Source organism: Arthrobacter sp. R1-13 (assembly GCF_054161475.1).
Genome location: NZ_CP096420.1, coordinates 1,901,365 through 1,926,908 on the forward strand (window position 1 = coordinate 1,901,365; position 25,544 = coordinate 1,926,908).

23 protein-coding genes and 1 pseudogene are annotated in these 25,544 nt (G+C 63.1%); 14 read left to right on the forward strand and 10 right to left on the reverse strand.

What is annotated here, in order from left to right; genetic code table 11:
* Window positions 1-71: 71 nt before the first annotated feature.
* Genes M1D88_RS08675 through M1D88_RS08700 form a run of 6 tightly spaced genes read left to right on the forward strand, consistent with a single transcriptional unit; the run spans window position 72 to window position 8,027 of the window.
* Window positions 72-1,379, forward strand: a complete 1,308-nt coding sequence (locus M1D88_RS08675) for an SWIM zinc finger family protein (RefSeq protein ID WP_458114111.1) — start codon at window positions 72-74, stop codon at window positions 1,377-1,379.
* Window positions 1,376-2,857, forward strand: coding sequence for a DUF5691 domain-containing protein (locus M1D88_RS08680; RefSeq protein WP_458114112.1), 1,482 nt, complete (start codon window positions 1,376-1,378; stop codon window positions 2,855-2,857). Before M1D88_RS08675 ends, M1D88_RS08680 begins: the two co-directional genes overlap by 4 nt.
* Window positions 2,854-3,960 carry an ATP-binding protein gene (locus M1D88_RS08685; protein ID WP_458114113.1) on the forward strand — a complete coding sequence of 369 codons (1,107 nt, stop codon included), beginning with the start codon at window positions 2,854-2,856 and terminating at the stop codon, window positions 3,958-3,960. Before M1D88_RS08680 ends, M1D88_RS08685 begins: the two co-directional genes overlap by 4 nt.
* Window positions 3,961-4,011: 51 nt before the next feature.
* Entirely contained in the window at window positions 4,012-6,309 is a 2,298-nt protein-coding gene (locus M1D88_RS08690; RefSeq protein WP_458114114.1) for a DUF5682 family protein, read from the forward strand.
* Complete coding sequence (locus tag M1D88_RS08695) at window positions 6,306-7,499, forward strand: VWA domain-containing protein (protein ID WP_458114115.1); 1,194 nt, start codon at window positions 6,306-6,308, stop codon at window positions 7,497-7,499. Before M1D88_RS08690 ends, M1D88_RS08695 begins: the two co-directional genes overlap by 4 nt.
* A gap of 48 nt (window positions 7,500-7,547) precedes the next feature.
* Window positions 7,548-8,027: a GNAT family N-acetyltransferase gene (locus tag M1D88_RS08700; protein ID WP_458114116.1), complete on the forward strand. Its 480-nt coding sequence runs from the start codon at window positions 7,548-7,550 to the stop codon at window positions 8,025-8,027.
* Here the strand turns inward: M1D88_RS08700 and M1D88_RS08705 are convergent.
* The 3 genes from M1D88_RS08705 to M1D88_RS08715 are packed head-to-tail and all read right to left on the reverse strand — an operon-like array spanning window position 8,022 to window position 10,424.
* Window positions 8,022-8,762, reverse strand: coding sequence for a CE1759 family FMN reductase (locus tag M1D88_RS08705; RefSeq protein WP_458114117.1), 741 nt, complete (start codon window positions 8,760-8,762; stop codon window positions 8,022-8,024). The two genes, M1D88_RS08700 and M1D88_RS08705, sit on opposite strands and share 6 nt — an antisense overlap.
* Window positions 8,752-9,231, reverse strand: a complete 480-nt coding sequence (locus tag M1D88_RS08710) for a MarR family winged helix-turn-helix transcriptional regulator (protein ID WP_458114118.1) — start codon at window positions 9,229-9,231, stop codon at window positions 8,752-8,754. Before M1D88_RS08710 ends, M1D88_RS08705 begins: the two co-directional genes overlap by 11 nt.
* A gap of 2 nt (window positions 9,232-9,233) precedes the next feature.
* Complete coding sequence (locus M1D88_RS08715; protein WP_458114119.1) at window positions 9,234-10,424, reverse strand: LLM class flavin-dependent oxidoreductase; 1,191 nt, start codon at window positions 10,422-10,424, stop codon at window positions 9,234-9,236.
* A 195-nt stretch (window positions 10,425-10,619) separates the two neighbouring features.
* Between M1D88_RS08715 and M1D88_RS08720 the strand changes: the two genes are divergently transcribed.
* From M1D88_RS08720 to M1D88_RS08740, 5 genes and pseudogenes are all read left to right on the forward strand, one after another.
* Window positions 10,620-11,540: an SDR family oxidoreductase gene (locus M1D88_RS08720; RefSeq protein WP_458114120.1), complete on the forward strand. Its 921-nt coding sequence runs from the start codon at window positions 10,620-10,622 to the stop codon at window positions 11,538-11,540.
* A 52-nt stretch (window positions 11,541-11,592) separates the two neighbouring features.
* Entirely contained in the window at window positions 11,593-12,168 is a 576-nt protein-coding gene (locus tag M1D88_RS08725) for an HhH-GPD-type base excision DNA repair protein (RefSeq protein WP_458114121.1), read from the forward strand.
* An 85-nt stretch (window positions 12,169-12,253) separates the two neighbouring features.
* On the forward strand, window positions 12,254-12,838 hold the full coding sequence (locus tag M1D88_RS08730; protein WP_458114122.1) for a histidine phosphatase family protein: 585 nt from the start codon (window positions 12,254-12,256) through the stop codon (window positions 12,836-12,838).
* 92 nt (window positions 12,839-12,930) lie between these two features.
* Window positions 12,931-13,299 carry a nuclear transport factor 2 family protein gene (locus M1D88_RS08735; RefSeq protein ID WP_458114123.1) on the forward strand — a complete coding sequence of 123 codons (369 nt, stop codon included), beginning with the start codon at window positions 12,931-12,933 and terminating at the stop codon, window positions 13,297-13,299.
* A gap of 18 nt (window positions 13,300-13,317) precedes the next feature.
* Window positions 13,318-13,536 (forward strand): annotated as a pseudogene (locus M1D88_RS08740) (Rid family hydrolase); the annotation flags it as partial.
* 46 nt (window positions 13,537-13,582) lie between these two features.
* Here the strand turns inward: M1D88_RS08740 and M1D88_RS08745 are convergent.
* The 5 genes from M1D88_RS08745 to M1D88_RS08765 all read right to left on the reverse strand — a co-directional run bounded on the left by M1D88_RS08745 (window position 13,583) and on the right by M1D88_RS08765 (window position 18,278).
* Window positions 13,583-14,194 carry a TetR/AcrR family transcriptional regulator gene (locus tag M1D88_RS08745; protein ID WP_458114124.1) on the reverse strand — a complete coding sequence of 204 codons (612 nt, stop codon included), beginning with the start codon at window positions 14,192-14,194 and terminating at the stop codon, window positions 13,583-13,585.
* Between the two features lie 127 nt (window positions 14,195-14,321).
* Window positions 14,322-15,116 (reverse strand): strictosidine synthase, encoded by a 795-nt coding sequence (locus M1D88_RS08750; protein ID WP_458114125.1) that lies wholly within the window; start codon window positions 15,114-15,116, stop codon window positions 14,322-14,324.
* 32 nt (window positions 15,117-15,148) lie between these two features.
* On the reverse strand, window positions 15,149-16,006 hold the full coding sequence (locus tag M1D88_RS08755; protein ID WP_458114126.1) for an alpha/beta fold hydrolase: 858 nt from the start codon (window positions 16,004-16,006) through the stop codon (window positions 15,149-15,151).
* A 72-nt stretch (window positions 16,007-16,078) separates the two neighbouring features.
* On the reverse strand, window positions 16,079-17,074 hold the full coding sequence (locus tag M1D88_RS08760) for an NADP-dependent oxidoreductase (RefSeq protein ID WP_458114127.1): 996 nt from the start codon (window positions 17,072-17,074) through the stop codon (window positions 16,079-16,081).
* A gap of 184 nt (window positions 17,075-17,258) precedes the next feature.
* A complete protein-coding gene (locus M1D88_RS08765; protein WP_458114128.1) occupies window positions 17,259-18,278 on the reverse strand; it encodes a LacI family DNA-binding transcriptional regulator in 1,020 nt (339 codons plus the stop codon).
* A 112-nt stretch (window positions 18,279-18,390) separates the two neighbouring features.
* On the opposite strand from M1D88_RS08765, the gene M1D88_RS08770 reads away from it, so the two are divergent.
* On the forward strand, window positions 18,391-20,307 hold the full coding sequence (locus M1D88_RS08770) for a glycoside hydrolase family 127 protein (protein ID WP_458114129.1): 1,917 nt from the start codon (window positions 18,391-18,393) through the stop codon (window positions 20,305-20,307).
* Window positions 20,308-20,443: 136 nt separating this feature from the next.
* Here the strand turns inward: M1D88_RS08770 and M1D88_RS08775 are convergent, their stop codons facing one another.
* Window positions 20,444-21,700 carry a LuxR C-terminal-related transcriptional regulator gene (locus tag M1D88_RS08775; RefSeq protein ID WP_458114478.1) on the reverse strand — a complete coding sequence of 419 codons (1,257 nt, stop codon included), beginning with the start codon at window positions 21,698-21,700 and terminating at the stop codon, window positions 20,444-20,446.
* 220 nt (window positions 21,701-21,920) lie between these two features.
* Between M1D88_RS08775 and hxlB the strand changes: the two genes are divergently transcribed.
* Window positions 21,921-22,517, forward strand: a complete 597-nt coding sequence (gene hxlB, locus M1D88_RS08780; protein ID WP_458114479.1) for a 6-phospho-3-hexuloisomerase — start codon at window positions 21,921-21,923, stop codon at window positions 22,515-22,517.
* A gap of 78 nt (window positions 22,518-22,595) precedes the next feature.
* A complete protein-coding gene (hxlA, locus tag M1D88_RS08785) occupies window positions 22,596-23,219 on the forward strand; it encodes a 3-hexulose-6-phosphate synthase (protein WP_458114130.1) in 624 nt (207 codons plus the stop codon).
* Between the two features lie 76 nt (window positions 23,220-23,295).
* On the opposite strand, the gene M1D88_RS08790 is transcribed toward hxlA, so the two are convergent.
* Window positions 23,296-25,524, reverse strand: coding sequence for an RICIN domain-containing protein (locus M1D88_RS08790; protein WP_458114131.1), 2,229 nt, complete (start codon window positions 25,522-25,524; stop codon window positions 23,296-23,298).
* Window positions 25,525-25,544: the final 20 nt, after the last annotated feature.

The window sequence follows — 25,544 nt, forward strand, 5'->3', positions numbered from 1 at the left end:
AGACATTGCCCTGCCTCTTGGGCCGCCAACACAGCCCTCCTTCCCTTGCGGCACGCCAAGCATCGGGCACAATGAGCATCATGGTGCGTTGGAGCGAGGAAAGAGTGATCGGCGCTGCCCCGGACCAATCTTCTCTGGCGGCTGCCCGCAGGCTGGCTCATCCGGGCCCTTGGTCCGATACCGGCAGCAACGATGTTTTGGTGTGGGGCAAATGTCAGGGCAGCGGAAAGACCCCTTACCAGGTGAGCGTGGACACTGCTACGCCTGCCTATCGTTGCTCGTGCCCGAGCCGGAAATTCCCGTGCAAGCACGCGCTGGCATTGCTTATCCTCTGGGCCAGGGGCGAGGCGGCTGACGCCGGCGAGGAGACCGCTGACTTCGCCCAGGAATGGGCAAAGCAGCGGGAGGACCGGGCCGCAGACCGGGAACGTCGCCAGTCCGGGCAGCAGCCGGACCCAGTAGCCCAGGCCAAGAGGCTGGCTGACCGATTGGCGCTGATGGATGCCGGGATCGCGGACTTTGCCCGTTGGTTGACCGATCTGGTGCGGACGGGGCTGGCTGGCGCACGCAACCAGCCGTACTCCTGGTGGGATGCTGTAGCTGCCCGCCTGGTCGACGCACAGCTCCCCGGTCTGGCCGATCAAGTACGCGCCATGGGATCTGAGGTGCACGCCCGCACGGATTGGGCCGATTATCTGCTGTTTCACGCAGGTCGCTGGTGGGCTCTCACCAAAGCCTGGGGCATGAGGGACCAGCTGACCCCTGACGAGTTTGCGGACCTCCGGGTGGCCGTGGGATGGGCCACGGCCACCGCCGAAGTTCAGGGTACCGGGGCGTTGCCTGGTCCATGGCTGGTTCTCGGCGCACACCGGAGCGATGACGGGCGCCTCCAGCAACAACGCACTTGGATTCGCGGACCCGGCGGGAAGGTCGCCGTCGTCCTCGATTTTGCTGCCCAGGGTCAAGCACTCGCGACGCCTCAACTGGCCGGGGCTGAGTTGGACGTCACCGTCGCTTTGTACCCTGGCTCGGCACCGCAGCGGGCCATGTTTACTACCCCTGTTGCACCCCGCGGGTTGGCCCGCAGCCTGGGTGAGGGCTGCAGCATTGCCCAGGCTCTGGAACAGGAATCGGTGGCCGTCGCTCTGTCGCCATGGCGCGGGCGTTATCCGGTGCTGTTAAGTGGGGTCCGGGTCTCCGCTGGTGACGCCGGCTGGCTGCGTGATGGATCTGGTGACGCCCTGCCAATTGTCGATGCGTCCCTGGACTCCTTGCTGGCACTTACCGGCGGTTATCCTGTCGACCTGTTCGGCGAACTGGAGGAGGGCCGCGTGCGGCCGCTGACCGTCGTCGTCGGCGAAGCTGTGATGACCCCATGAGCTGGCTGCCTGAGCTCCGGACATCTGCGCTTCTCGGCACGGGAAGGCACTCACCGCCGTCGCCGCCCGAAGATTTTGGTTTCCGCCCGCCGGATGGCCTGTCGCGGGAGGAGTCTTTGCTCGACCAGGCAGCTTTGGCCGACGTCATCACCCGTGCAGTTCGCCGCCCCAGCAGTATCGATAGAGCGATCGACACCGCGTACCGGCACAATGATGCAGCGCCGCCTGACGATGCCCCCGAAGTTTCCGGTGATGCCGCCCGGTTGCTGGAACTGCTGCTCACCCAGCCACCGGTCGGCCTGGAACTCCGGGCGCAACTGGTGACGGACTGGCTGCAGCTCGCCAAGGAGTCCCGACGGCGGGTACCGCACCGGCTGCTCCCGGCTCTGCTCACCCTCGCTGACACCAAGCCAGGTGTTGAAGAGCATTTGCAGCCTGCGATCGGAACCCGGGGCCGTTGGCTTCAGGACATCACCCGGCCCAAGGAGGCAGTCCCGTCTTCTGCGAATTCTCCTGGAAGCGCGACTGATTGGGCAGAGCTTGGGACTGCCGATGCCGCCGTAGAAATCGAACGGCTCCGGCGAACCGACCCCGGGGCCGCCCGCGACCTGCTGCGCACGCAATGGGACGCTCTCAGCGCGAGGGAACGCGCCACCCATCTGGGCACCTTCGCTACAAACATCCAGGCGGAAGACGAAGACCTGCTTGAAATGGCCCTGGACGACAAGGCGAAGAGTGTGCGGGAGGTGGCTGCGACCCTGCTGGACAGGCTCCCCGCCAGCGCCCGCGCCCGCAGGATGGAGGCCCGGTTGCGTCCGCTGCTGCGCGTGAAAGGCTTGCTGCGCAAGCAGTTCGAGATCGATCTTCCTCCTGAGCCGGATGCCGCGGCCCTGCGCGACGGGATTGCTCCGGAACCCCGCACCGGTGAACCGGACCGGCTCGGCCGGCTGGAAACGATCATCAGAGGTGCGCCCCTCGACGTGTGGACGACGGCGGCCGGCCGCAGTCCAGCGGCAACCATTGCACTGCTGGAGGGCGAAACCCGGGTCATCAACGCGATTCTCGACACAGCGGTGCTTCGGGCTGACCTCGACTGGGTCCGCGCGCTGTTCAGCGTCCGCAAGGACGTGCGGCTGCTGAACTGCCTGCCCGACCGCGAGCGCGAGCTCTCACTCGTGCGTTACATCCGCGACGGCGGCACGAACCCAATATCACTGGTCCCACTGCTGCGGGACGTGCCAAGGCCATGGGCCCGGCCGTTGGCTGACGAAGTACTCAAACTGGTCACCGCCAAGAACGGCGGCCAGCTGGCCGCGATGCTGGCCGGGTTCCTGCCCCTGGCGGTTCCGCTCGACCTGGCCGATCAGTGCCGCGGGCTGCTCGAGCGCTCAGACGAGGACGCCGCGCGGCGCCGGGTGCTGCGTGATGTCGTACAGTACCAATCATTCCGACAATCATTGACGGAGGCCTTCCGATGACCGATGCCTACTCCCCTACTGACGTTCTTCGCGCCCACGCCGAGGACGCCTATGCCGAGGAACTCAGGGAGTTGGCCGCTGCGGACGACCGGCCCCGGCCCCCCAGCTGGCGCCTCTCGCCATGGGCAGTGGCCACCTACATCCTCGGCGGCACTCTGCCCAACGGCGTCGTGATCAGTCCGAAATATCTGGGCTCGGCGCGCCTCGTGGAAATCGCCGTGGCATCACTTGCCACCGACCGGGCGCTGCTGCTGCTAGGGGTACCCGGCACTGCGAAGACGTGGCTGAGTGAGCATCTGGCCGCGGCCATTTCGGGTACGTCCACCCTCATAGTTCAGGGCACCGCGGGCACCCCGGAAGAGGCACTGCGGTACGGCTGGAACTATGCGCGGTTGCTGGCCGACGGGCCGTCCCGCGCAGCAATGGTCGCCGGGCCGGTGATGCGCGCTATGGAGACCGGAAGCCTGGTGCGGGTGGAGGAGCTCACCCGCATCCCCTCGGACGTGCAGGACTCCCTCATCACGATCCTCAGCGAGAAGATCCTGCCCATCCCTGAGCTGAATGCCGAAGTCCAGGCGCGCAAGGGATTCAACGTCATCGCCACGGCAAATAACCGGGACAAGGGAGTCAACGACCTCTCATCGGCACTGCGTCGGCGCTTCAATACCGTGGTGTTGCCGCTTCCTGACACCCTTGACCAGGAAGTGGAGATCGTCAGCACCCGGGTCCGCAGCCTCGGCACGGCCCTGGAGCTTCCGGCCGATCTGGCGGCACTCTCCGAGATCCGCCGGGTGGTCACCATCATGCGGGAACTGCGTTCCGGGGTAACACAGGACCAGCGGACAACGCTCAAATCGCCGTCAGCCACCTTGTCCACCGCGGAGGCTATCTCTGTGATGACGAACGGACTGTCGCTGGCCGCGCACTTCGGTGACGGAACCGTCAGGGCACCGGATGTCGCCGCAAGTTTGGTGGGCGCTGTGGTGAAGGATCCCGTGCAGGACAGGGTGATCTGGCAGGAGTATCTGGAGACAATCGTGCGCAACCGTCCGGACTGGAAAGACCTCTACCGTGCCTGCCGCGACCTTGAGACCCCGAATTGACCGCCGTCGAAGCGGCCGCCGTCGAACCGCTCCCATGACACGAACCGATCCGTGACAGACGTCCACGTCCTGGGGATCCGGCACCACGGTCCCGGTTCCGCGCACTCGGTCGCCGAAGCCCTGGCAACCCTCCGCCCGGATCTGGTGCTGGTTGAGGGTCCGCCGGAACTTGACCAGGTTCTGCCGCTGCTCTCGGATCCGGAGATGACGGCGCCCGTGGCAGGGCTGATCTACGTGGCTGACCAGCCGCGGCTGGCCTCGTTCTACCCGCTGGCGAGCTTCTCCCCGGAGTGGGTGGCCATCCGCTGGGCCCTGTCGACCGGAACAGAGGTGCGCGCAATTGACCTGCCCGCGGCGCACACCTTCGCGCTGCACCTGGCTGCTGTGCCCGCCGAACCGCAGTTATCAGAGAACGACGGCGGCACTTCCGTTGAAGACGCAGGTCCTGTTGTGGACGTGCAACAGCCATACCGTCCCGACGCCATTGCGATGCTGGCGGAGGCTGCAGGTTACGCCGACGCCGAGCGCTGGTGGGAGGACGCAATCGAGCACCGGAACACAGGTCCCGTGGACCGGTTTGCTGCCATCACCGACGCCATTGCGGAAATCCGGGCGGTTGACAACAGGCCCGGTGACCACCCGGATGTGAAGGAGAACAACCTGCGGGAGGCTGCCATGCGCCGGCTCCTGCGCGCTGCCATCCGTGAAGGGCACGGAACCATTGCTGTGGTGTGCGGTGCCTACCACGCCCCGGCGCTGCTCCCCGCCGGCTTTCCCCCGGTTTCCGCCGACAACAAGCTGCTGGCAGGCCTGCCCAAAGCAAAAGTTTCCGTCACGTGGGTGCCGTGGACCTCGGATCGACTCAGTCTGCGCAGCGGATACGGTGCGGGCGTCACCGCGCCCGGTTGGTATCAGCATCTGTTCGCCCACTGGACTGGGAAAGATTCCACCGGAGATGTGGCCACCACCTGGCTGGTCCGCGTTGCCCGTACTCTGCGCAGGGAAAACCTCGACGCTTCCACAGCGTCCGTCGTGGAAGCAACCCGGATGGCAAATGCCTTGGCTGCGGTACGTGGACGGCCTAGCCCCGGACTCACTGAATTGGACGATGCCGCGCAGGCCGTACTCTGTGACGGCTCACCGCTGCCGCTGGCCCTGGTGCACCGCGAAATCACCGTCGGACTTGAGCTGGGGAACGTGCCGGAGTCAGCGCCCACCGTTCCGCTGGCCGCTGATCTCGCTGCCACTCAGCGCACGCTGCGGTTGAAACCCGGTGCAATGGAAGAAGTCCTGACGATCGACCTGCGCAAGCCGAATCAGCTGGCTCGCTCGGTACTGCTGCACAGGCTGGCGCTGCTCGGAGTGGACTGGGGTATCCCCAGTGAGACCGGCCGGACCACAGGCACGTTCAAGGAGGCGTGGACACTGCGCTGGGAGCCCGAGTTGTCTATCGCCGTGGTGGAAGCCAGCCGCTATGGCACCACCGTTGCCTCAGCCGCCGCAACATATGTTTCCGAACGCGCCCAGGCTGCCACTGGCCTCACCGAACTCAGCGACCTGCTCGCAAGCTGTCTCCTCGCCGATCTTCCTGACGGGATCAGCGCCGTAGTGTCGGTCCTCGCAGAGCGCGCCGCTTTGCAGCAGGATGTCCCGCCGCTGCTGGAAACCATTGCACCTCTGGCCCGGACCTGCCGATACGGCAACGTACGCGAAGTGGACGTTACGGAAGTGCGGAAAATTCTTGACACGACTGTGGTGCGGGCCTGTGTTGGCCTGCCGGTAGCTTGCGCCGGCCTGGACGATGAAGCCGCTGCAGTAATGAGACGGGCCATTGACGCAGCACAGCATGGTTTGTCACTGTTGCCGGAGCTGCCGCTGGCCGACTGGCACCGGGCGCTGGCCGCCGTTTCAGGTTCGGATCGGATCCACGGAGCTGTCGCCGGGCGCGCCACGAGGCTGTTGCTGGACGCTGGCCTGGTGGACAGGGACCAGGTTGCGGCCAGGCTCAGCCGTCGGCTTTCAATCGCCACTCCCGCCCCGGAAGCCGCCGCATGGCTCGATGGCATGCTGTCCGGCGACGCCGTGCTGCTGATTCACGACCGGCGCGTGCTGCAGATCGTCGATGAATGGATCACCGGGGTACAGGACGAAGTCTTTGACGACGTGTTACCCCTGCTGCGCAGAACCTTTTCATTGTTCGGCCCGCCAGAACGGCGCGAGATCGGCGAGCAGCTAAGCCGGGTTGATGATCTCAGGCAGACTGCAAACACGATGGCGCTTGACCTGGCAGACGCGGGGCCGGCAATCCGCACGATGGCGAGGTACCTGGGATGGAAGACGAAATCGTGACTGACACGAACTCTGATGGCCGCGACAGGCTCAGCCGCTGGCGCCTGGTGCTCGGCGGACATGGAGCTGACGGCGTCACAACAGCCGAAGGCCAAAGCGTAGCCCTCTCGGCAGCCGACCAGCTCCGTGACCGTGCCCTGGATGAACTGTACGGGCCTCCGAAAAAGGGCCCGGGAAGCCTGGGCGCGTCCAGTCCCCGGGTGGCCCGCTGGCTCGGCGATATCCGGGGATATTTCCCTTCCTCCGTAGTTCAGGTGATGCAGGCGGACGCCATGGAGAGGCTCGGCCTGCGGCAGCTGCTCCTGGAACCGGAGATGCTGCGCACCGTGCAGCCGGACATCGGACTGGTGAGCACGCTCATCGGGCTCGGCCGGGTTATCCCCGAGCACTCCCGCGAGACCGCCAGGATGGTGGTCCGCCAAGTGACCAGCCAGCTCGAGGAGCGGCTGCGCTCCAAAACAGTTCAAGCCGTTTCCGGAGCATTGAACAGAGCGGCACGGACCAGACGCCCCCGCCATCGGGACATCGACTGGAACCGCACCATCGCGGCCAACCTCAAGCACTACCAGCCTGAACATCGCATCATCGTGCCCGAGCGGCTGGTCGGGTTTGCACGGCGCAGCACGGAAGTACAACGCGAGATAATCCTGTGCATCGACCAGTCCGGGTCCATGGCCGAGTCGGTGGTGTACTCCAGCGTGTTCGGGGCGGTGCTGAGCTCGCTTCGGTCAGTGCGCACCCGCTTGGTGGTCTTCGACACGGAAGTAGTTGACCTGTCAGAGGACCTCGAGGATCCGGTGGACGTGCTCTTCGGCGTGCAACTCGGCGGCGGAACGGACATAAACCGGGCGCTCGCCTACTGCCAGAACCAGATCACCCAGCCCACCGAGACGATCCTGGTGCTCATCAGTGATCTCTACGAGGGCGGCATAGCCGAGGAGATGCTGAGAAGGGCCGCCGCCATCGTGGGATCAGGAGCCACCATGATAGCCCTGCTGGCGTTGAGCGACAGCGGCCACCCGACCTTTGACGCAAACCATGCCGCCGCCTTAGCGGGCATCGGAGTCCCTTCCTTCGCCTGCACGCCAGATCTGTTTCCGGAGATGATGGCAGCGGCCATTGAACGCAGGGATGTGGGCGAATGGGCAGCTGCGCACGACATCGTGACAAATCACGAGACGCAGCAATGAGGATTATTACTTGTGGACGCCGGGTCACGGGCCGAGGATGATGAAGCAGTGACTGCTGATGACTCTGCAAGCGCTAGGATCCCCCGGCGGGCCACTACAGCCGATGCCGCCACCGTTGCCCAACTGCTACATGATTTCAATACCGAGTTCGACACCCCCACCCCCGGCCGGGACGCCTTGAAAAGGCGCCTGACGTACCTGCTGCCCGGGGACGATCTGGTCGCATTGCTCATCGGCGAGCCGGCAACCGGACTCGCTGTGCTCAGCTTCCGGCCCAACGTCTGGTCCGACGGCCCCGTTGCGATCCTGGACGAGCTCTACGTCCGTCCCGGCTTACGAGGCCGACGTTTGGGCAGTGCGCTCCTCACCGAAGCCTGCGACCTGGTCCGCCGTCGGGGCGGCGAACTGCTGGAAATCAACGTTGACGGCGACGATACCGAGGCACGCCGGTTCTACGAAGCCCGGGGGTTCAGAAACACCGAACCGAATCGGACTGACCCGCTGCTTTACTACTTTCGAGAGCTATGAGCCGCTGTCTGGGTGCGACCTTTGAGCGTTGGAGTTTCGGCCCGACCCGCCTGCTGCGAGCTGCATGAGTGTGGAGTCGAAGTCGAGGTCCTGGGTGGTCTGCGCAGCCCTCGTGGCCCGGCTGGCGAACTCGTGCTGGTAGCCATTCCAGGCAGCGTCCGCGATAGCGCGGCCGACGCCCGTACCGATGACCTGGGCGAGTTCCTGAGCGGCGCGTCCGATCCGTTCGCCAAATGCCGGCGAGCCCCAATCCTCGGGCGCTGCGAACACTGATGTGGGCAGGGTCAAGGCGCGGAAATAGGCAAAGAGTGAGCGCAAATGGTCGTCGACGACGAGCGCGTGACGTGCCGTTCCTGCCGTGGCGGCGATCATCACGGGCTTACCGATGAGGAGGTCGTTGTCGATCAAATCCACAAAGGATTTCAGGAGACCGCTGATACTGGCCTTATAGACGGGAGTCGACACGATGACTGCGTCGGCCTCCGAGAGTGTTTTCATGGCCTCTTCGATGGTGCTGCCGGGGAAACCTGCGGTGGTGGCGCGGGCAATATCAATGGCGAGGGGAGCCAGCTCAATGACGCGAACCCGCGCGGAGCCGCCCCGTTCAGCCAGCAGGGCGGTGGTTTTCCCGGCCAGGCGGTCTGCCAGCATACGGGTCGACGACGGTTCACTGACCCCCGCCGTGACGACGACGAGAGAAACTGCAGCCCGGGTTGGGCCTGGATCAGCGCTCATGGTTGTGGGGTCCGTTCTTTGGGGCTGTTGAGGGGTGTGGTGTTGCTGCGAGTTCCCGGCACAGATCCCGCAGCAAGGCGAGCTTGCCGGCGTCGAGCGTTCGGGTCATCGCGTCGGCGACCTGCATGGCGTGCCGGGCTCCAACCCTGCGCTGGAGAGCGGCACCGGCAGGCGTGAGCCGCATCCGGGATACGCGCTTATCGTCAGGATCGTTGAACCGCTGGACCAGCCCGCTCTTCTCAAGGCGGACGAACAGCCTCGACAATCCGGGCTGGGTGAGGAGCACGTCCTCACCCAGTTCGGTGATGCGTTTGCCTTCCGGTGCGGTCGAGAGGGCATACAGGACGCCGTAGTCGCGAGGCGGAAGATCGGCCCAGATATCGCTTTGTTCGAGCTCTCTCACGATCGCTGTCTGCGCCCGGAAGAGCGCTTCCCAGGCCTCGTTGGCCAGGCGGGCGTCGCGTGTCATCGTCAGACCACCGTCGGGAAGCGGGCGATCAGATCCGGATCGCTGTCCTGGTAAGGCGAACTGCCGGTCAGGTTGTCACCGCGGTTGGCGCGGGGTTTTGGCTGACGGGGAGCACCGGCGCCGTACTTGGCCTGCACCAGGCTGGCATGAGTGGGGGCATCGGGAACGCCCGGTGCGCGCCGCGCGTCCATTTCCTTACGCAGGACCGGGACCACTTCAGTTCCGAGCATCTCGATCTGTTCAAGTACCTGCTCGATCGGGAGGCCGAACGCGTCAACCACCCACAATTGGCGTTGGTAGTCGCCGAAACCCTCCTGGAAGGACAGGGTCTTATCAATCACCTGCTGAGGGCTCCCGACGCTCATCGGGGTGCTTTCCATATAGTCCTCGAGGCCGTAACTGTGGCCGTAGATCGGGGAGCCTTCGAAGTACGGACGGAAGGTGTTGACGGCGTCCTGGGAATTCCTGGCGATGAACGAATGGCCGCCCAGCCCCACAATCGCCTGCGCCGCAGTGCCGTGCCCGTAGTGCTCAAAGCGTTGCCGATACAGGTCCACTAGCGGCTTGAAGTGGAAGTTTGGAGCGAGCAGGTTGTTCGCAAAGAAGCCGTTGCCGTAGTAGGCGGCCTGCTCGGCGATCTCAGGGGTCCGGATGGAACCGTGCCAGACGAACGGCGGAACGTCGTCGAGCGGGCGCGGAGTCGAGGTGAAGCCCTGGAGGGCAGTGCGGAACTCACCCTCCCAGTCGACCACGTCCTCACGCCACAACCGGTGCAGGAGGTTGTAATTCTCGAGCGCGAGCGGAAGCCCCTTGCGGATGTCCTTGCCGAACCACGGGTACACGGGAACTGTGTTGCCGCGGCCGACCATCAGGTCCAGCCGTCCCTTGGCGATGTGCTGGAGCATGGCGTAATCCTCGGCCAGCTTGACGGGATCGTTCGTCGTCATCAACGTGACTGATGTGCTGAGGATGATCCGCTTCGTCAACGCAGCAACCGCCGCGAGGAGGGTCGTGGGGGACGACGATACAAACGGAGGGTTGTGGTGCTCCCCTATCGCAAAGACGTCAAGTCCAACCTCATCTGCCTTCTGCCCTATCCGCAGAAGCGCCTGGATGCGCTCTGCCTCGCTGGGGGTCTCCCCTGTAACAGGGTTCTTTGTAACGTCGCTTACCGAAAATATACCGAACTGCATGATGTCCGCCTTTCATTGTCCTGAGGTACAACAACATGCGCAGTCATGTATTCCCGGTGGACTTTCTTCGTTCGCAGGACAAGGGCCCCGGGGTTTGCGACACTACGTGTATGGGAAAACAGAACGGTCCCGACAGTCGGGTATTCCCCGCGAAACGGGCTATGAGTACGTGACAACGGAACTAGACGTCCTGCGATGAGTGACGACAGACCCGTCCTGGTGGTGGGCGGCACCGGTATGCTGGGAGGTCAGGTTGTGACCGAGCTGCTGGCGCGAGGAAAGCAGGTCCGAGCCCTCGTGCGTGTCGGCTCGGATGCGGCCCGCCTGAAAGCCGCCGGGGCCACCATTGCCCGTGGGGACATGATGATCCCGGGCTCGCTGCGGCGGGCGATGGACGGCGTCGACTGCGTTATCACCACGGCGGCGGGCTATACGCGGCATCGGAAGGGTGACACACCCGAAACCGACATCGTCGGCAACGCCAACCTCGTCGAGGCCGCAAGTGTCGCCAAGGTCCGCAGATTCGTCCTGACGAGCATCCTTACCTGCGACCAGACTCCCGGCGTCCCGCACTTCTGGCACAAGAAGCTGGCCGAGGACCGGCTTGAGGCCTTGGGCATACCGTTCGTGGCGCTTCGGCCCGGCGCGTTCTTCGACCAGGTCACCCGTTTTGGTGGCGACCCGGTCACCAATGGACGCTTCCGGTGGCTCGGCGACCCGCGAATTCCGGTCACGTTCGTGCTGACGCCTGACGTTGCCGGCTGTCTTGCAGCGGCAGTGGATGCTCCCGGCGTGGAAGGCCAGCGGATCGATATCGGCTGGGACCGGCCGGTAAGCATGCAGCAGGTGGCCGAGATCTCCGGACGGCTCCTCGGCAAGAGGATGAAGGTGCAGGCGATCCCCGCCAGATACGTCCGCACAATGAGCACCGTCCTTGGGCCTGTGAACCCCATGTTGAAGGACCTCGGTTCGATGATCGACTGGTTCCAGACCGGCCGGTACGTCGCCGACACTACCCGACAACGGGAGGTCTTCGGCGCCCTTCCCACTCCTGAGGATTCAATAGCGCGGCTGATCACCAGCCTCGGCCATGCAATCGAACGCCAAGCGCTGTAACTCAGTGCAACTTCCCCTGACTCCGAAACACCGCCCATGGGAGGATGGGCGCATGGAACTGCATATCACCGGTGATTCAGCCGCCGACCAGCTACTCAGCAATGACGCCTTCGCACTCCTGGTCGGCATGCTGCTCGACCAACAGGTGACCATGGAATCCGCATTTGCCGGACCCGAAAAGATCCGGACACGCATAGGATCAATGGCCCCGGCCGCAATCGCCGAATACGACCCCGCGGGCTTCGTTGAGGTTTTCAAAGAGCGTCCTGCGATCCACCGCTTCCCCGGCTCCATGGCCGGCCGGGTCCAGGCGCTCGCCGAGACTATTCAGCGTGACTGGGATGGGGATGCGGCTGCCATCTGGACCCGGGACGAACCCGATGGACAGGAAGTGCTCCGCCGGTTGAAGGAATTGCCGGGGTTCGGAGAGCAAAAGGCGAAGATCTTCCTGGCGCTGCTCGGCAAACAGCGGGGGCTTCAGGCAGCAGGCTGGCGTGAGGCTGCTGGTACTTATGGCCAGGAGAACGCATTTCTTTCTGTCGCCGACATCGTTGACCAGGAATCGCTGAGAAAAGTGCGCGCCAGCAAACAGGCTGCAAAGGCCGCAGCCAAAGCCGCGAAGACGTGATATGAAAGCTCACGCACTGTAACCATACGGCGTAGAACGCGCCTCTCTTTGGGCGCATGCACCCCTGTCGGGGCAGAATCAACGCGTGACTCTAACGACTTTCGCCCTCGTCCGCCATGGTCAAACAGATTGGAACGCGCAGCGCCGGCCGCAGGGAGCCACCGATATCCCACTGAACGACGTCGGCCGTGGCCAGGCATGTGACGCCGTCGCTGTCCTGTCCGGCTACGAATGGGACGTGATCGTATCCTCACCGCTGAGCCGTGCCGCTGAAACAGCCGACCTGATTGCCGCGGGGCTGGGGCTCCACGTGACCCGGCGGGTGCCTGGTCTCGCCGAACGGAGCTTCGGACCCGCCGAAGGCCTGTGCGCCGGCCCCGAATTGGACGCATTGCGCATCCCCGGTGGCTACCTCGGGGCCGAAACGGAGGATGATGTTGCCCGCCGCGGGCTGGGCGCCCTGGAAGCACTGGCCGAGGAATTTCCAGGCGGCCGTGTCCTTGTCATCGCCCACGGCACGCTCCTCCGTGTAAGCCTCAGCCGCGCCATTGGCCGCACACTCCACAGCATCGACAACGCCACTCTGAACCTCGCCCACCACCACGCTGTTGATGGCTGGCAGCTCGAATATTTCAACGGCGAACAGGTAACTGTAGGCGTCCCAGGCTGACGGAAAGGTTCGCCAAGGCTTAGCGGAACTCTTGTCGGCGGTGCCATCCGCACGTAACCTTTGAGCGAAACGGGTCGGCAGGAGGTCCAATCATGACATCAACAGAGTCAAACAAAGAGACCGTGGCACGTCTTTTCGACGCCTTTCGAGCCGGTGACACGGAAGCTTTCGGAGAGCTGATTGTGGACAACTACAAGCAACACAATCCGATGCTCGGCGATGGTTTGCAGGCTGTAAAAAGTTTTTTCGCTCAGTTCGGTCCCGTCGACGTCGAAGTTCACCGTGTCATCGCCGAAGGTGATCTCATCGCAGTCCATTCGCACTACAAAACGTTCAATTCTGCCGGCGTTGACATATTCCGCTTCAGCGACGACGGCAAAATCATCGAGCACTGGGATGTTCTCCAGGAAGTCCCTGCCACGACGGCCAGCGGGAACGACATGTTCTCGCAACTCACCTGAACTCAAGGCATAATCGGCATGGCACCCATCCAACGAATCCGGCCGGAGGGACTCGTTTCAAGCCCGGCCTTCAGTCACGTGGCCATCGTGCCCCCTGACGCGACCACCATCTACGTCGGCGGACAGAACGCTGTCGACGCCGACGGCTCGCTCGTCGGTGCAGGCGACGTGGCCATGCAGTCTGCCCGCGCCCTCGAAAACGTCAGAAAGGCCCTCGCAGCGGTTGCGGCCGTGCTCCCGTGAAAATGCTCTCCTGAACGTGCGGCTATTCCACACGCGGAGTTCAGGATGAGCTCGTCGGCAAGAGAACACGGACCTGCTCGCTGATCTCAGTGAGGATTTCGTCGACAGAGCTGGAAATGTTGATGGTGGCCGCCATGCTGACAAACATGATGGCCGAGACGATGTGCGCGAGCTTTGCAGCATCGCCGGGCCCGACGCGCGGGTCACGCCCCAACACACCGGCAATGGCTTCCTCGGTCTGAACGGTCAGAGTGAGGGCATCGCGGTGGTGTGGTTCCTGGGGGTCGCCAAACACCAGCTCCCGGAGATACGTCCGGCCATTGTCGATCTGTTTCCGGTTGCACTCCACCACCGGGCGGACGATCGCCATGACCGCCTCAAGTACGCCGGGGATCCCCTCGGCGGCCGCTCTGCCCGTGACCAGCGCATCGGCGTAGGTGGAGTTTTGTACCAACAGGAGTAGTTCCGCCTTGGTCTTGGCATAGAGGAACAGGGTGCCAGTGCCGATGTCAGCTTTGTCTGCAATCTGCTGGGTAGTGACCTCATCCACACCGTACTCGGAGAAGAGCTCGAGGGCGGCTGCCGTGATGCGGTCGAGCTTGTGCTGCTTGTTGCGCTCACGCCGCCCAACCTGCTGAGGGGTGACTGACATTACGTTTCCTCCGGAAAAGTATTCTGATTTTGCTGGTTACGGAGCTTAGTCAGAACTGTTTAGCTCGAATCTGCCTTCGTTCATTCTTTCACGCAGCCATCCTGGTACCGAGGAAGACCGCCGGCGTCTACGCCTCGTAGTGCGGGAGTATGCGCCCGTCCTTCACGAAGGTCAGCGCGTCGGAGAGGTCGTAGGCGTGCACGGCGGAGGCGAATGCCGACAGCGGCCCTGACAGCTTCTTCACGTCATCGCTGTCGAAGAACGCCGCCCGAGCAGATGCGTCGGCGAAGCCGAGGGTCAGCGAGGCGTGGAGCCGCTGGTCGGTGGGATTGTCGTGCGCGACATCCGGCGAGTCCCAGAGCTTCTGGTTCCAGGGCATGAACACCTGAGTTCGCAGCTCGCTCAGCATGCTCGTTTTCGCGAGCACTGGCACGAGCTCGTCGGCGATGTACTTCCGGAACTGTCGGGTGCCGACTCCGTCTCGTCTCCTGAGATAGACCAGGGCTCGAGCCCCGGTCTGCTCGTTGGGCCGGGCGACGTGGTACCAGCGGGTCGAGTTCGGCGGCCCGGCATAGAGGATGGTGCGCCGGAACACGTTGATCTCGTCCTTGTAGGCGAGGCGGGTCTGCTTCCTGCCGAACAGCGGCGACAGAGCGGACTGGAACGTGACTTCGGCGACGCCGTCGATCCTGCGGTCCGCGGGAATCGTGGTCTCGACGCCGGGGGTTGCGGGCCAGAGCCCGGGGTTGGAGGCGGCGAGATGGTTCTGCCGGTACTCATCGAACCCCGGGCTATCCGAGAGGAGCTTCGCGTGCGGGCCCTTCCAGTGGTTCATGCCGGCCTGCCGGGGCTGGTCGGTGCGCATCCAGAGCAGGATCGATGATGCGAACGGCTTCTTCGTGTACGGAGTTGTGGTGGTCATGGCTTTTCCTTCGGGTGACTTCGGATGCCGGCTCAGCGGGCGAGGAACTCAACCGCGACGGGCGCGAACCGGTCGTGGAACTGGAAGATGCCGCCGTGGCCGGAGTCGGGGTAGATGATCAGCTCGGATCCGCTGATGCGGCGGTGCAGGTCGTTGGAGAGTACCGAGGGCACCATCCGGTCGTTGTCGCCGTTGGCGATCAGGGTGGGCTGGGTGAGCTTCGACAGGTCGGCGGGCGCCGAGCGGCCCCACTTCTTGATCGCCTTCAGCTGCGTCTGGAGCACCTTCACCGTGGCCGGGGCGTCACGGTCGACGGTGCGCTCCTGGAGCCGCTTCACAAACGCCTTGCCGGCCGGCTTGCCGGTGGCGTCGCGGTTGAAGAACAGGAATTCCTTCGGGTCGGACCGGGTCAGCGTCGCGCGCAGGATGTCCAAGTACGTGATTCCGGCGACCTTGTCGATGTCCTTGCCGCCGGCTGGCCCCGTGCCGGTGAGCACGAGCTTGCGCACGAGCTCGGGGTGCTTGACCACGAGGGCCTGGGCGACCATGCCGCCGAGGGAGAACGAGAAGATGTCGATCTTGTCGAAGCCGAGTGCTCGGATGAAGGTGTAGGCGTCGTCGGCCATCGCCTCGACGCTGTCGGGCACCTGGCCGGTGGACGCGCCGATGCCGCGGTTGTCGAAGGTGATGACGTGGCGGTTCTTCGCGATCGGGTCGACGATGCGTGGGTCCCAGTTGTCGAGGGTCGCGGCGAGGTGCACGAAGAAGACGACGGGGATGCCGCCCTTCGGGCCGAGCTCGCGGTAGGCGAAGGTGACGCCGCCGGCGGTGATGGTGCGGGCCGGTGTTTTGGCGTAAGAGGTGATGACGGGTGCATTCAAGGCATTCATGATGGTGCTCCTATGAGAAGAGTTGTTGATTGTGCTGGGCGAGGGGCATGCCTCGCTTGGTTCCAGGCAGGGCTAGCTGTTGCTGATGACTGCTTTGCCGCGAATCCCGCCCTTTTCAAGGCCCTGAAGGGCCTGGGCAGTCTGGTCGAAGGGGAAAACCCGTCCGACGATAGGGCGCAGTGCACCGCTGTCGATGAGGGCGGTGATCTGGCGCAACTGGTCACCGCTGGCGCGCATGAACAGGAACTCGTAGCTGACGCCCAGCTTCCTGGCCTGACGGCGGATGCCAGCGCTGAGGCCTGTGATGGCGAGGCGCAGCAGCGGATTCAGGCCTGCTTCACGGGCAAATGCCGGGTCCGGAGGTCCGGTAATCCCGATTGCCTTACCGCCGGGCCGCAGCACCCGCAGCGATTTTTGAAGGGTCTCGCCGCCGAGGCTGTCCAGCACAAGGTCGTAGCCGCTCAGAAGCTGTTCGAAGTCCTGGCCACGGTAGTCGATGGCGATGTCTGCGCCGAGTCCGCGCACGAAGTCCAGGTTCCCGGCACTTGCGGTGGTGGCGACGGTTGCACCCAGATGCTTCGCGAGCTGGATCGCGATCGAACCGACTCCCCCGGCGCCGGCGTGGATGAGGACCTTCTGTCCCGGCTGGACATTGGCGCGCTCAACGAGGGCCTGCCATGCGGTTAATGCCACCAAGGGCAAGGATCCGGCCTCCTCCATACTGATCGATTCCGGCTTGAGAGCCAGATCAGCCTCGTCGACGGCGATCCGCTCGGCGAATGTGCCGATACGGTCCTGATCCGGCCGGGCGTAAACCTCGTCCCCCGGCTTGAATGCGAGTACGGCGGCGCCTACCCGGATTACGGTTCCGGCCACGTCATTGCCAGGAATCAAAGGCAGCCTGTAGGGCAGGATCTGCTTGAACTGGCCCGCACGGATCTTCTCATCGAGCACGTTCAGGCCTGCAGCCTGCACCCGCACGAGAACATCACGCTCCCCCACCGTTGGCTCGGGAACATCCGATTCCTCGAGTGGACCCTTGTACTCCTTGATGACGAACGCTCTCATGCTGCCTGCTCCTGGTTGGTGGAAGTTGAGTGAATGGGCATGCGGCCCAATCAAATAGACGAGCTCACTCAATTATGAGTTCACTCATTTATTTTGTCAAGGGGGGCAGCCGGCATCGGCCTCAAAGAGAGGAAGCCTCTACCAATCGGCAGAGGCTTCCTCTATTGATTTCAGGAATAAAAGGTCACTCAATGCTCCCCCGGTCCACGAGGCGGCCGGGGAGTTTGTGGATTCCCGCAACAGGTCCGCCGGGGGTGATGAGTGCTTGGACGGCCGCACGCCCGAGCGCATCCAGGTTCAAATCGATGCTGGAGAACGGCCGTCGCACATCCGCGCACAGCACTGACCAGTTATCGAACCCGACCACTGCAACGTCTCCGGGCACGCTAAGCCCTCGCGCTTCCAACGCGTCCATTGCTCCACGGGCAATTTGATCGTTACCGCAAACGAGCGCATCAAATTCCCGTGCTTGGTCGAGGAGCCGATGCACCGAGGACCAGCCCCAGGTTTCGTGCCAATCCCCCATCGCAGGTGCGCCCCCAGCGAGTTCCAGTCCCGCTGCGGTTGCAGCCAGACGTGTTCCTTCGGCACGGTCAATTGCGGCCAACGACTGCGCTGGACCTCCCAGATGCACAATCCTTCTTCGGCCGGCACTGATAAGTCTTTCAGTGGCCAGCTTCGCGGATGCAGCGTTGTCGCAGACGAAGGACGTGTCGGCAGGATCCAATGACGGAGCGTAGACGTAAACGACGGGCACGGCTGTCTGAAGGCGCAGCGGCAGCCTGGGCTCAGGAGCATCGCCGACGAGGAGCAGACCATCGACACGGCGGCTCAATAGCGCTTTGGCGTGTTGTAGTTCCAGCTCCTGATTTCCCCGCGAATTGGATAGCAGTACCGTGGACCTGTCGGCGGCCATGGCGCCTTCAGCTCCAATCATGATCGGGAGTGAAAACCGGCCTTCAAGATCGCTCGTGATGATTCCAACAGACTGGGTTCGGCCACCGAGCAGGCCGCGGGCCAGGAGGTTCGGTGAAAACGAAAGCTCCTCGGAAGCCTTGAGAACGCGCGCCTTTGTTGTCTCGGCGACGTCGTAGCGATTGCTTAGCGCTTTTGAAGCGGTCGCTATTGAAACTCCGGCGGCGGCTGCCACATCTGCCAGCGTTGGGCTTTTGTGGGGTGCCGTGCCGAATGGTTGAACTCCCATGAACGCTTCCCTTTCCCTTGACAGTTGAAGATCCACGCTACTACATTTGGGCTTCGAAAAGCCTTTCGAAAAGCTTTTCGAAAGGCTTTTTCATACTTCTAAGGATCAGACCATGGCATCCCCAGCCTTTGCCCGGACCGGGCGCCTCCTGTCTCCGCTGCCCCTTGCGGCTGTCGTTATTGATGACCGCTTCTGGTCGCCGAAACGTGAAGTCGTGCGCAGCCGGACCTTGCCCCAGCAGGAAGAGCAGATGCGCAAAGGTGGTCAGTTTGAGGCACTGAAGCTGGCCTGGAAGACCGGGGAGCCTGAGCCACACATCTTCTGGGAAAGCGATGTAGCCAAATGGATCGAAGCCGCAAGCTACTGCCTGGCCACTTCCGCGGATCCGGAACTTGAAGCTGCCGTGGACGAGGCGATCGAGCTTCTGGAGGGCGCCCAGCAGGAGGACGGCTATCTAAACGTCTACTTCACTGTGGTTCGCCCGGGTGATCGGTTCACCGACCTGAGGGACGGCCACGAACTGTACTGTGCCGGGCATCTGATTGAAGCCGGCGTTGCCCACTACCAGGCCACGGGCAAAACCAGTCTCCTGGGGGTAGTTCGACGCTATGTGGACCTCATTGCCGCCACGTTCGGCCCCGGAGGGCAGTGTGAAGGCGGCTACGACGGGCACCAGGAAATCGAGCTTGCCCTGGTCAAGCTCTACCGTGCCACCGGGGAGCGCCGGTATCTCGAACTGAGCCATCAGCTGATCACGAACCGCGGGCAGCAGCCGTTCTACTTCGACCTTGAAAAGGAGCGCCGTGGCAACGAGGGCTACTTCGCCGGAATGTTCCCGCAGCGGCCCGGGCAAGTCCAGCGTTTCCGTGAATACAACCAGAGCCATCAACCTGTCGCTCTTCAGGAGGAGGCAGTCGGGCATTCGGTGCGGGCTGTCTACATGTATTCCGCTCTGACTGACCTTGCAGCCGAATACGGCGATACTGAACTCGCCAAAGCCTGCGACGTGCTCTGGGAGAGCCTGACCAGCAAAAAGCTCTACATCACTGGCGGCATCGGCTCTGATCACTCCATCGAGGGATTCGGCCTCGACTACGACCTCCCGAACGAAGATGCTTACGCTGAGACGTGCGCCGCCATCGGTCTGGTTCAGTGGGCCCAGCGGATGGCCAACACGCGTCACGACGGACGCTGCGTAGATGTCCTGGAACGTGCCCTCTACAACGGAGTCTTGAGTGGCGCCTCTGCGGAGGGAACGCACTACTTTTATGGGAATCCCCTTGCCAGCAAGGGCGGTGTGCACCGTCAGGAATGGTTCGGGGTGGCCTGCTGCCCGCCAAACCTGGCCCGGCTCCTGAGCGAGCTCGGACGGTACGCCTACTCCCAAGGGAGCAACGAAGCTTTGATCAATCTGTTCATCGCCGGCACCGCACAATTCGCCTTGGACGATGGCGACATCACCCTCAGGCAGATAACCGAGTACCCACGACACGGCAAAACGGAGGTCATCGTGGGCACACCAGGAGCAGTGGCCTTCACCCTTTCCGTGCGCATCCCGTCTTGGAGCAGGCCAGTGGCCACGCTCAACGGCCTGCCCTTGGACACAACGGATGTTCGAGACGGTTATTTATCCCTGACCCGAACCTGGGATGACGGCGACACCTTGATCCTGGACCTGAATCTTGCGCCCCGGCGGACCTGGGCAAACGCCAAGGTGGCCTCGGCGATCGGCAAAGTGTCTCTGGCCTGGGGACCGCTTGTCTACTGCCTTGAAGGAGTGGACCACACCGTGCCGGTAAGCACTATCTCCCTGCCCCGGTCCAGCGATTTGACGGCGGTTGCCGACGACCGAACCGGAGCCGTCACTCTGCATGCCGCCGCAACTGCCCTCAGTTCATCCGATGACGGGGACCTCTATCCGACGTCGCCAATTGACCCTGCACCGCTGGCGCTGACGGCTGTACCTTACTTTTCCTGGGCGAACCGTGGCCAGTCAGACATGACCGTGTGGATCCATGAAACCTCCTGATGTGGTGACAAATCACGTCGTGAAGGGGCCGGGAAGGTGGCGAGGAACATGTGTACGGCAAGGAGGAAGTGGAAAACCGTCATCATCTACCCAAAGGGATAGCTGAAGCTGCGCACAGCCGCTGATGATCCCAGGTTCAGCGCAGGCCATGGCTGTGGGCCAGCGCGATGGCCTCGGTGCGTGAGCCGACGTCGAGCTTTTTGAAAAGGTTCCTTACGTGGAACTTCACCGTGTTCTCGCTGATGTTCAGAGCGGAGGCGATGGTGCGGTTGCGTTCTCCTGCGGCCAGATGCTGAAGGACCTCCAGCTCGCGGGCAGCGAGATTCCAAGCGGCCACATCACCTGCCGGCTTTGCCGGTGGATCCAGCGGCAGGGTGACGCTGACGTCGGCGCCCCAGCCGGCCATGACATCGATCTGCATGCGGCCGGACAGCGCCTGGACCCTCCGGTCGAGCCGGCCAATTCCGGGGTCCTCCGCCGAGAGGGCACCCAGTCCGTCGTCGCGCACATTTATTAGGAGGTTTTCTCCATCGCAGTCCCACTGCGCCCGCACCCTCCGGACCTCAGGCTGTTCCATCATTGCCAGCAGCAATCCCCTGACAATCGCCCTCGCCGCATGGGCAACCTCGCCGGGCAGGGCCCTCCCGCCCAGAGGCGGTTCGATGAACTGGACGCTGATGCCGCTGAACCGGGTCAGTGGCCTAAGATCCTCCCGCAGCCGCTCAAAAGCTGTTGCGACCGGCTCCTCCACGAGATCGGCCGTCCGGTCGCTCAGCGTGCGGAGCCCTACCAGCGCCTTGGCGGTCAGCGACGTGACCGTTGAGCGAGCCCCGGCATCGTCCAGTGAAGTTGACCGAAGGGCCGCCAGGAGTGTTTCCAGGGTGGTGGAGTGCTGGTCCACCAGTTCCCCCGTTACGCGTGTGCGCTCGGTGGATGCCGCTCGGGATTCCAGCAAGTACGACGGCGGAGCGTCCCTGACCTTCTCCTGAATCCTTTGCGCGGCCAGCTGCCAGAAGTACTGAATCAGCTCCAACGACGGGTCGGCCGCAACCCCTTCCATGGAACGGCAGGGATCGGTGATGACGAGCAGGGCGTTGCTGGGTACGTGCTTGATGGCGAGAACCGGCCGGTTTTGAGCCGCAATCTCAGCTTCACCCTGCCAAGGATGATCGTCTGCCAGGGACGCACGCAAACTTTGAAGTTCAGGAATCGAGACCCGGGAAATGATCCCTTCCTCACCCGCCTTCTTCTGCGGACGTCCCGTGCAGTCCTCAGTGAAAATGACCAGGGAGCTGCCGCCTGAGTGTGGCATTAAAGCGTCGAACAACCGCTCTGCGATGGTAGTCAGGGGAGCTTGCGCCACAGCCATTATCGGGCGCAGAACGGACCACATACCGTCGACGGGGAATGGTGGCGGCGCTGATACGAGTGACTGCCCGGGTGTGCTCATTCCGACAGGCTATCCGGAAAAGGACAGCTATCCGAAAGTGTAGCCAGAACCGTCACAAATCAGCGTTATGCCTATCCCCTGTCTTGGACAGGATGAAGGGAGACGAAAAGAAGCTCATCAGCGAAAGGTCGCCGATGACGAAACAAGGAAACCCAAAAACGTGATTCCAACTACAGCTGGTGCAACCACAGTTGATGAAACCGTCAGCATCATTGCCTTCAACCTGTCCCTCGTCCGGAATGAAATTGCCGACACAGCCGCACAAATAGACGACAGGCAACTCGCCGGGCTCACGCTGCACATAGGTCAGGCAGACCGCGTATTTGTCGCAGGGGCCGGCAGGAGCGGACTCGTCCTGCGAATGACGGCCATGAGGCTGATGCATCTGGGCCTCATCGTCCATGTTGCCGGGGATACCACCACCCCTGCCATCAGCTCAGGCGACTTGCTCCTGGTTGCGTCCGGATCCGGAACCACGTCCGGGGTAGTCAAGGCGGCAGAAACAGCGGCCACTGCCGGGGCCCGGGTTGCGGCCTTCACCACTGACCAGGGATCGCCGCTGGCCCTGCTCAGTGACGATCTGGTCATCATTCCGGCTCAGCAAAAGACCGATCACGGATCAGGCGTATCCCGTCAATATTCCGGGAGCCTGTTCGAGCAAGTGCTGTTCCTCGCCACCGAAGCCGTCTTCCAGACGCTCTGGGGGAAGGCTGACGTGCCGGCGGAACAACTCTGGCTCCGGCACGCCAATCTCGAATAGCCACCCGTCGTTCCGCTCACGTCTTCTCCACAGTCTTTCCAGGATCACCGTAATTCCAAACAGAAAGAAAACATCATCATGAAACTTCAGGTTGCCGTGGACCTTCTCACCGTCGAAGACGCCCTCGAGCTGGCCGGCAAAGTTGCCGAATACGTAGACATCATCGAGCTCGGCACACCCTTGATCAAGGCCGCCGGACTGGGCGCCGTCACCGCCGTCAAGGCTGCCCACCCTGACAAAATCGTCTTCGCGGACATGAAGACCATGGACGCCGGCGAGCTGGAAGCGGACATTGCTTTCAAGGCGGGCGCGGATCTGGTGTCCGTCCTTGGCAGCGCTGACGACTCGACCATCGCAGGCGCAGTCAAGGCTGCCAAGGCACACAACAAGGGCATTGTTGTGGATCTCATCGGTGTTCCGGACAAGGTCACGCGAGCCAAAGAGGCCAGAGCCCTGGGTGCCACGTTAGTAGAGTTCCACGCCGGCCTGGATGAGCAGGCTCAGCCGGGCTTTGACCTCAACGGGCTGCTCAGCGCAGGGGAACAGGCCCGTGTTCCCTTCTCAGTTGCCGGTGGCGTTAACCTCAGCACCATCCCGGCCGTTCAGCGGGCAGGCGCCGACGTCGCCGTCGCCGGTGGTTCCATCTACAGCGCGGCAGATCCGGCTCTCGCAGCCAAAGAACTGAAGGCAGCAATCATCTAGCACGGCGCAAAGTTGGTGCGGGCCTCCGGGAAGAACCCGCACCAACCCGATGTGTCCTTACCGCCCCGATTTGTTCCTAACGCATGGTCCACTGCTGGTTGGTCTGGCTGCTGCAGCTCCATATCACCACCGGGGAGCCATTTGCAGTGTTCCCCTGATTTACATCCAGGCATTTACCCGACTGCTGCCCGACCAGCTGCCGGGTGACCTGGTTGTACGTCCACTTCTGGTTGCCGCCTCCTGTGCAGGACCATTGCTGCACCAGGGCACCATTTGAGGTTGATTGGCCCTTGACGTCCAGGCACTTGCCGGAGTGGGCATTGACCAACTGCCCGGAGGAGTCGAGAGTCCAGTTCTGGTTCATGCCGCCGTCGCAGTTGTAGATATCTACCACTGCACCATCCCGGGTATCGAAGCCGAAAAGGTCCAGGCATTTGCCGGATTGCGCCCCGAGGAGGGTCTTCGCCTGCGGCTGCAGCTCAGCCACCAGCTGCCAGTCCTGGGAACCGTCCGTGGCAGCATTCTGCAAGGTCAGCGGCGCATCAGCGGCAGACCCAGTCAGGAACACACTGGTGTTCTTTATGGCCTGGAAGCGGACGAAACCATTGCCGTTATCGATGAGGTTCCACAGCCCAGGGGCGCTGTTATCGACCCATTGGCCGATCCGTTGCCCCACAGTGGCGCTTCCCGTCCAGACGGCCGCTTCACGCCCTCCCGATTTGTTCAGCAGCGTCTCGTTACCGTCCGCCTTGGTTACTACGTGCCAGTACTGTGTATCCGGGTTCTGCGCTGCGCCGGAGTTTTCCAGGACCACGTCGGGGACGTTCGCATTGCCGATGTTGGCATCATTGGTGCTGTTCCCGGTGCCCATGACCTGGCCGGTCTTCCTGTTCACGAGCCGGTAATAGGTGCCCACCGAGTTCCCCAGATCAACCTCGCCGTGCCGGATAGTGGCCTGGGTACCTGCGCCTCCCCAGCTCGCCTGCAAGATGACCACCCGTCCGGTGCCCTTTACATACTGGAGGTTCCGGCTGTAACCGCCCCCGAGCGGGGTCTGATACTCCGTCCATACGCCGTCACTGCGCCCGCTGTCGTTGACCCAGACGTTACCGCTGCCCGAGGCGTTATAGACGATCCGTCCGTCCGGGAGAGTGATCAGGACCGGACTGCCACCCTGAGCCAGGGCACGGGAACCTGCGTCCACGGGCAACCCGGTGATCTCGTTGCCGTCGAAATCACTGGCGGCATGGAACTTCAGCGGATCATCGGCGATTTTGAATTTCACGTTGGTCCCGCCGCCCCAGTACTCATACGTCAGGAGCCATTTGCCGTCGGTGGTCATGGCGACAGTGGTCATGCCGGGGCGGCCACCGCCAATCTGGGTCTTTCCGTTTCCCCGGTTCTCAGTGGCGCCCGCCACGTCTACAACGGGGGTGCTCCAGGAGGCACTGGTCCCGTCCCAGGTCTTGTGGACCAGGATCTGGCCCAGCGAATCCGGAGCCGTTGAGTTGTTGGGGTCTATGACCGGCACTCCCGTGGCCGGGTCGAAGCTCAGGTAGTCATTCTCGTCCGAGTAGTAAGCGACGAGCTTGCCCTCCCGCACCATGAGGTAGGGCTCCCAGAGGGGATCGACCTGCCTGTTGGTGTTGGCCGCGGCAATGTTCTGACCCGTTGCACCGGCGCTGCCGCCCTGCCATCCCCCGGTGGCGATGACGTTGACGACGTTCCAGGTCACCCCGCTGTCGGTGCTTGAATAAAGGGCGATGGAGACGTCGCTGCGGTCGCCGTCGTTATTTGGCAACCAGTTCGGATCCGCGGCCTTGTGCTCCTTGTAGTAAGCGTCCTCGCCAGACACAACACTGGCGAGGAGCAGAGTGCCCGACTTCAGGTTCCCCACATCCTGTGGCAGTACGTAAAGGTAGGGGTTGGTCCAGTTGCTGGTGTACTTCGCAAACTGGGGGTCGCTCGAGAGATACGCAGGGGCCTTGACCTCAGAGAGCGGCTGCCACGTCGTTCCATCGTCGTCGCTCTTGTAGACCGGGAGCGTTTGTCCCGCAGCACCCTGACTTTCGGGTACAACAGTTGACCTCTCGAACGTCGCCACAAGACGCCCGCCCGGCAGTTGAGCCGATTTCGGATAGATGGCGCAGTTGCCCCGCCCCTTGAGGCACGGCTGGGCATCGGGCACCTGGTACACGATCCCTCCCTCTGGGGCGTAAGCCTGGGCAGGGATTGCCGGTAGCGACAGCATCGATGCTGCGGCTGCGAAAATTCCTAGAGCCGTTCCTAACCTGGTTTTCTTCATAGCCCCTCCTTTGGGGATGT

Bases quoted from the DNA above. Each gene is read 5' to 3' on its own strand.
- M1D88_RS08770 (WP_458114129.1), top strand. From the start codon at position 18,391: ATGGCATCCCCAGCCTTTGCCCGGACCGGGCGCCTCCTGTCTCCGCTG.
- M1D88_RS08720 (WP_458114120.1), top strand. From the start codon at position 10,620: ATGAGTGACGACAGACCCGTCCTGGTGGTGGGCGGCACCGGTATGCTG.
- hxlA (WP_458114130.1), top strand. From the start codon at position 22,596: ATGAAACTTCAGGTTGCCGTGGACCTTCTCACCGTCGAAGACGCCCTC.
- M1D88_RS08735 (WP_458114123.1), top strand. From the start codon at position 12,931: ATGACATCAACAGAGTCAAACAAAGAGACCGTGGCACGTCTTTTCGAC.
- M1D88_RS08715 (WP_458114119.1), bottom strand. From the start codon at position 10,424: ATGCAGTTCGGTATATTTTCGGTAAGCGACGTTACAAAGAACCCTGTT.
- M1D88_RS08765 (WP_458114128.1), bottom strand. From the start codon at position 18,278: ATGGGAGTTCAACCATTCGGCACGGCACCCCACAAAAGCCCAACGCTG.
- M1D88_RS08775 (WP_458114478.1), bottom strand. From the start codon at position 21,700: ATGTGGTCCGTTCTGCGCCCGATAATGGCTGTGGCGCAAGCTCCCCTG.
- M1D88_RS08705 (WP_458114117.1), bottom strand. From the start codon at position 8,762: ATGAGCGCTGATCCAGGCCCAACCCGGGCTGCAGTTTCTCTCGTCGTC.
- M1D88_RS08680 (WP_458114112.1), top strand. From the start codon at position 1,376: ATGAGCTGGCTGCCTGAGCTCCGGACATCTGCGCTTCTCGGCACGGGA.
- M1D88_RS08675 (WP_458114111.1), top strand. From the start codon at position 72: ATGAGCATCATGGTGCGTTGGAGCGAGGAAAGAGTGATCGGCGCTGCC.
- M1D88_RS08745 (WP_458114124.1), bottom strand. From the start codon at position 14,194: ATGTCAGTCACCCCTCAGCAGGTTGGGCGGCGTGAGCGCAACAAGCAG.
- M1D88_RS08760 (WP_458114127.1), bottom strand. From the start codon at position 17,074: ATGAGAGCGTTCGTCATCAAGGAGTACAAGGGTCCACTCGAGGAATCG.
- M1D88_RS08750 (WP_458114125.1), bottom strand. From the start codon at position 15,116: ATGACCACCACAACTCCGTACACGAAGAAGCCGTTCGCATCATCGATC.
- M1D88_RS08710 (WP_458114118.1), bottom strand. From the start codon at position 9,231: ATGACACGCGACGCCCGCCTGGCCAACGAGGCCTGGGAAGCGCTCTTC.
- M1D88_RS08790 (WP_458114131.1), bottom strand. From the start codon at position 25,524: ATGAAGAAAACCAGGTTAGGAACGGCTCTAGGAATTTTCGCAGCCGCA.
- M1D88_RS08725 (WP_458114121.1), top strand. From the start codon at position 11,593: ATGGAACTGCATATCACCGGTGATTCAGCCGCCGACCAGCTACTCAGC.
- M1D88_RS08685 (WP_458114113.1), top strand. From the start codon at position 2,854: ATGACCGATGCCTACTCCCCTACTGACGTTCTTCGCGCCCACGCCGAG.
- M1D88_RS08755 (WP_458114126.1), bottom strand. From the start codon at position 16,006: ATGAATGCCTTGAATGCACCCGTCATCACCTCTTACGCCAAAACACCG.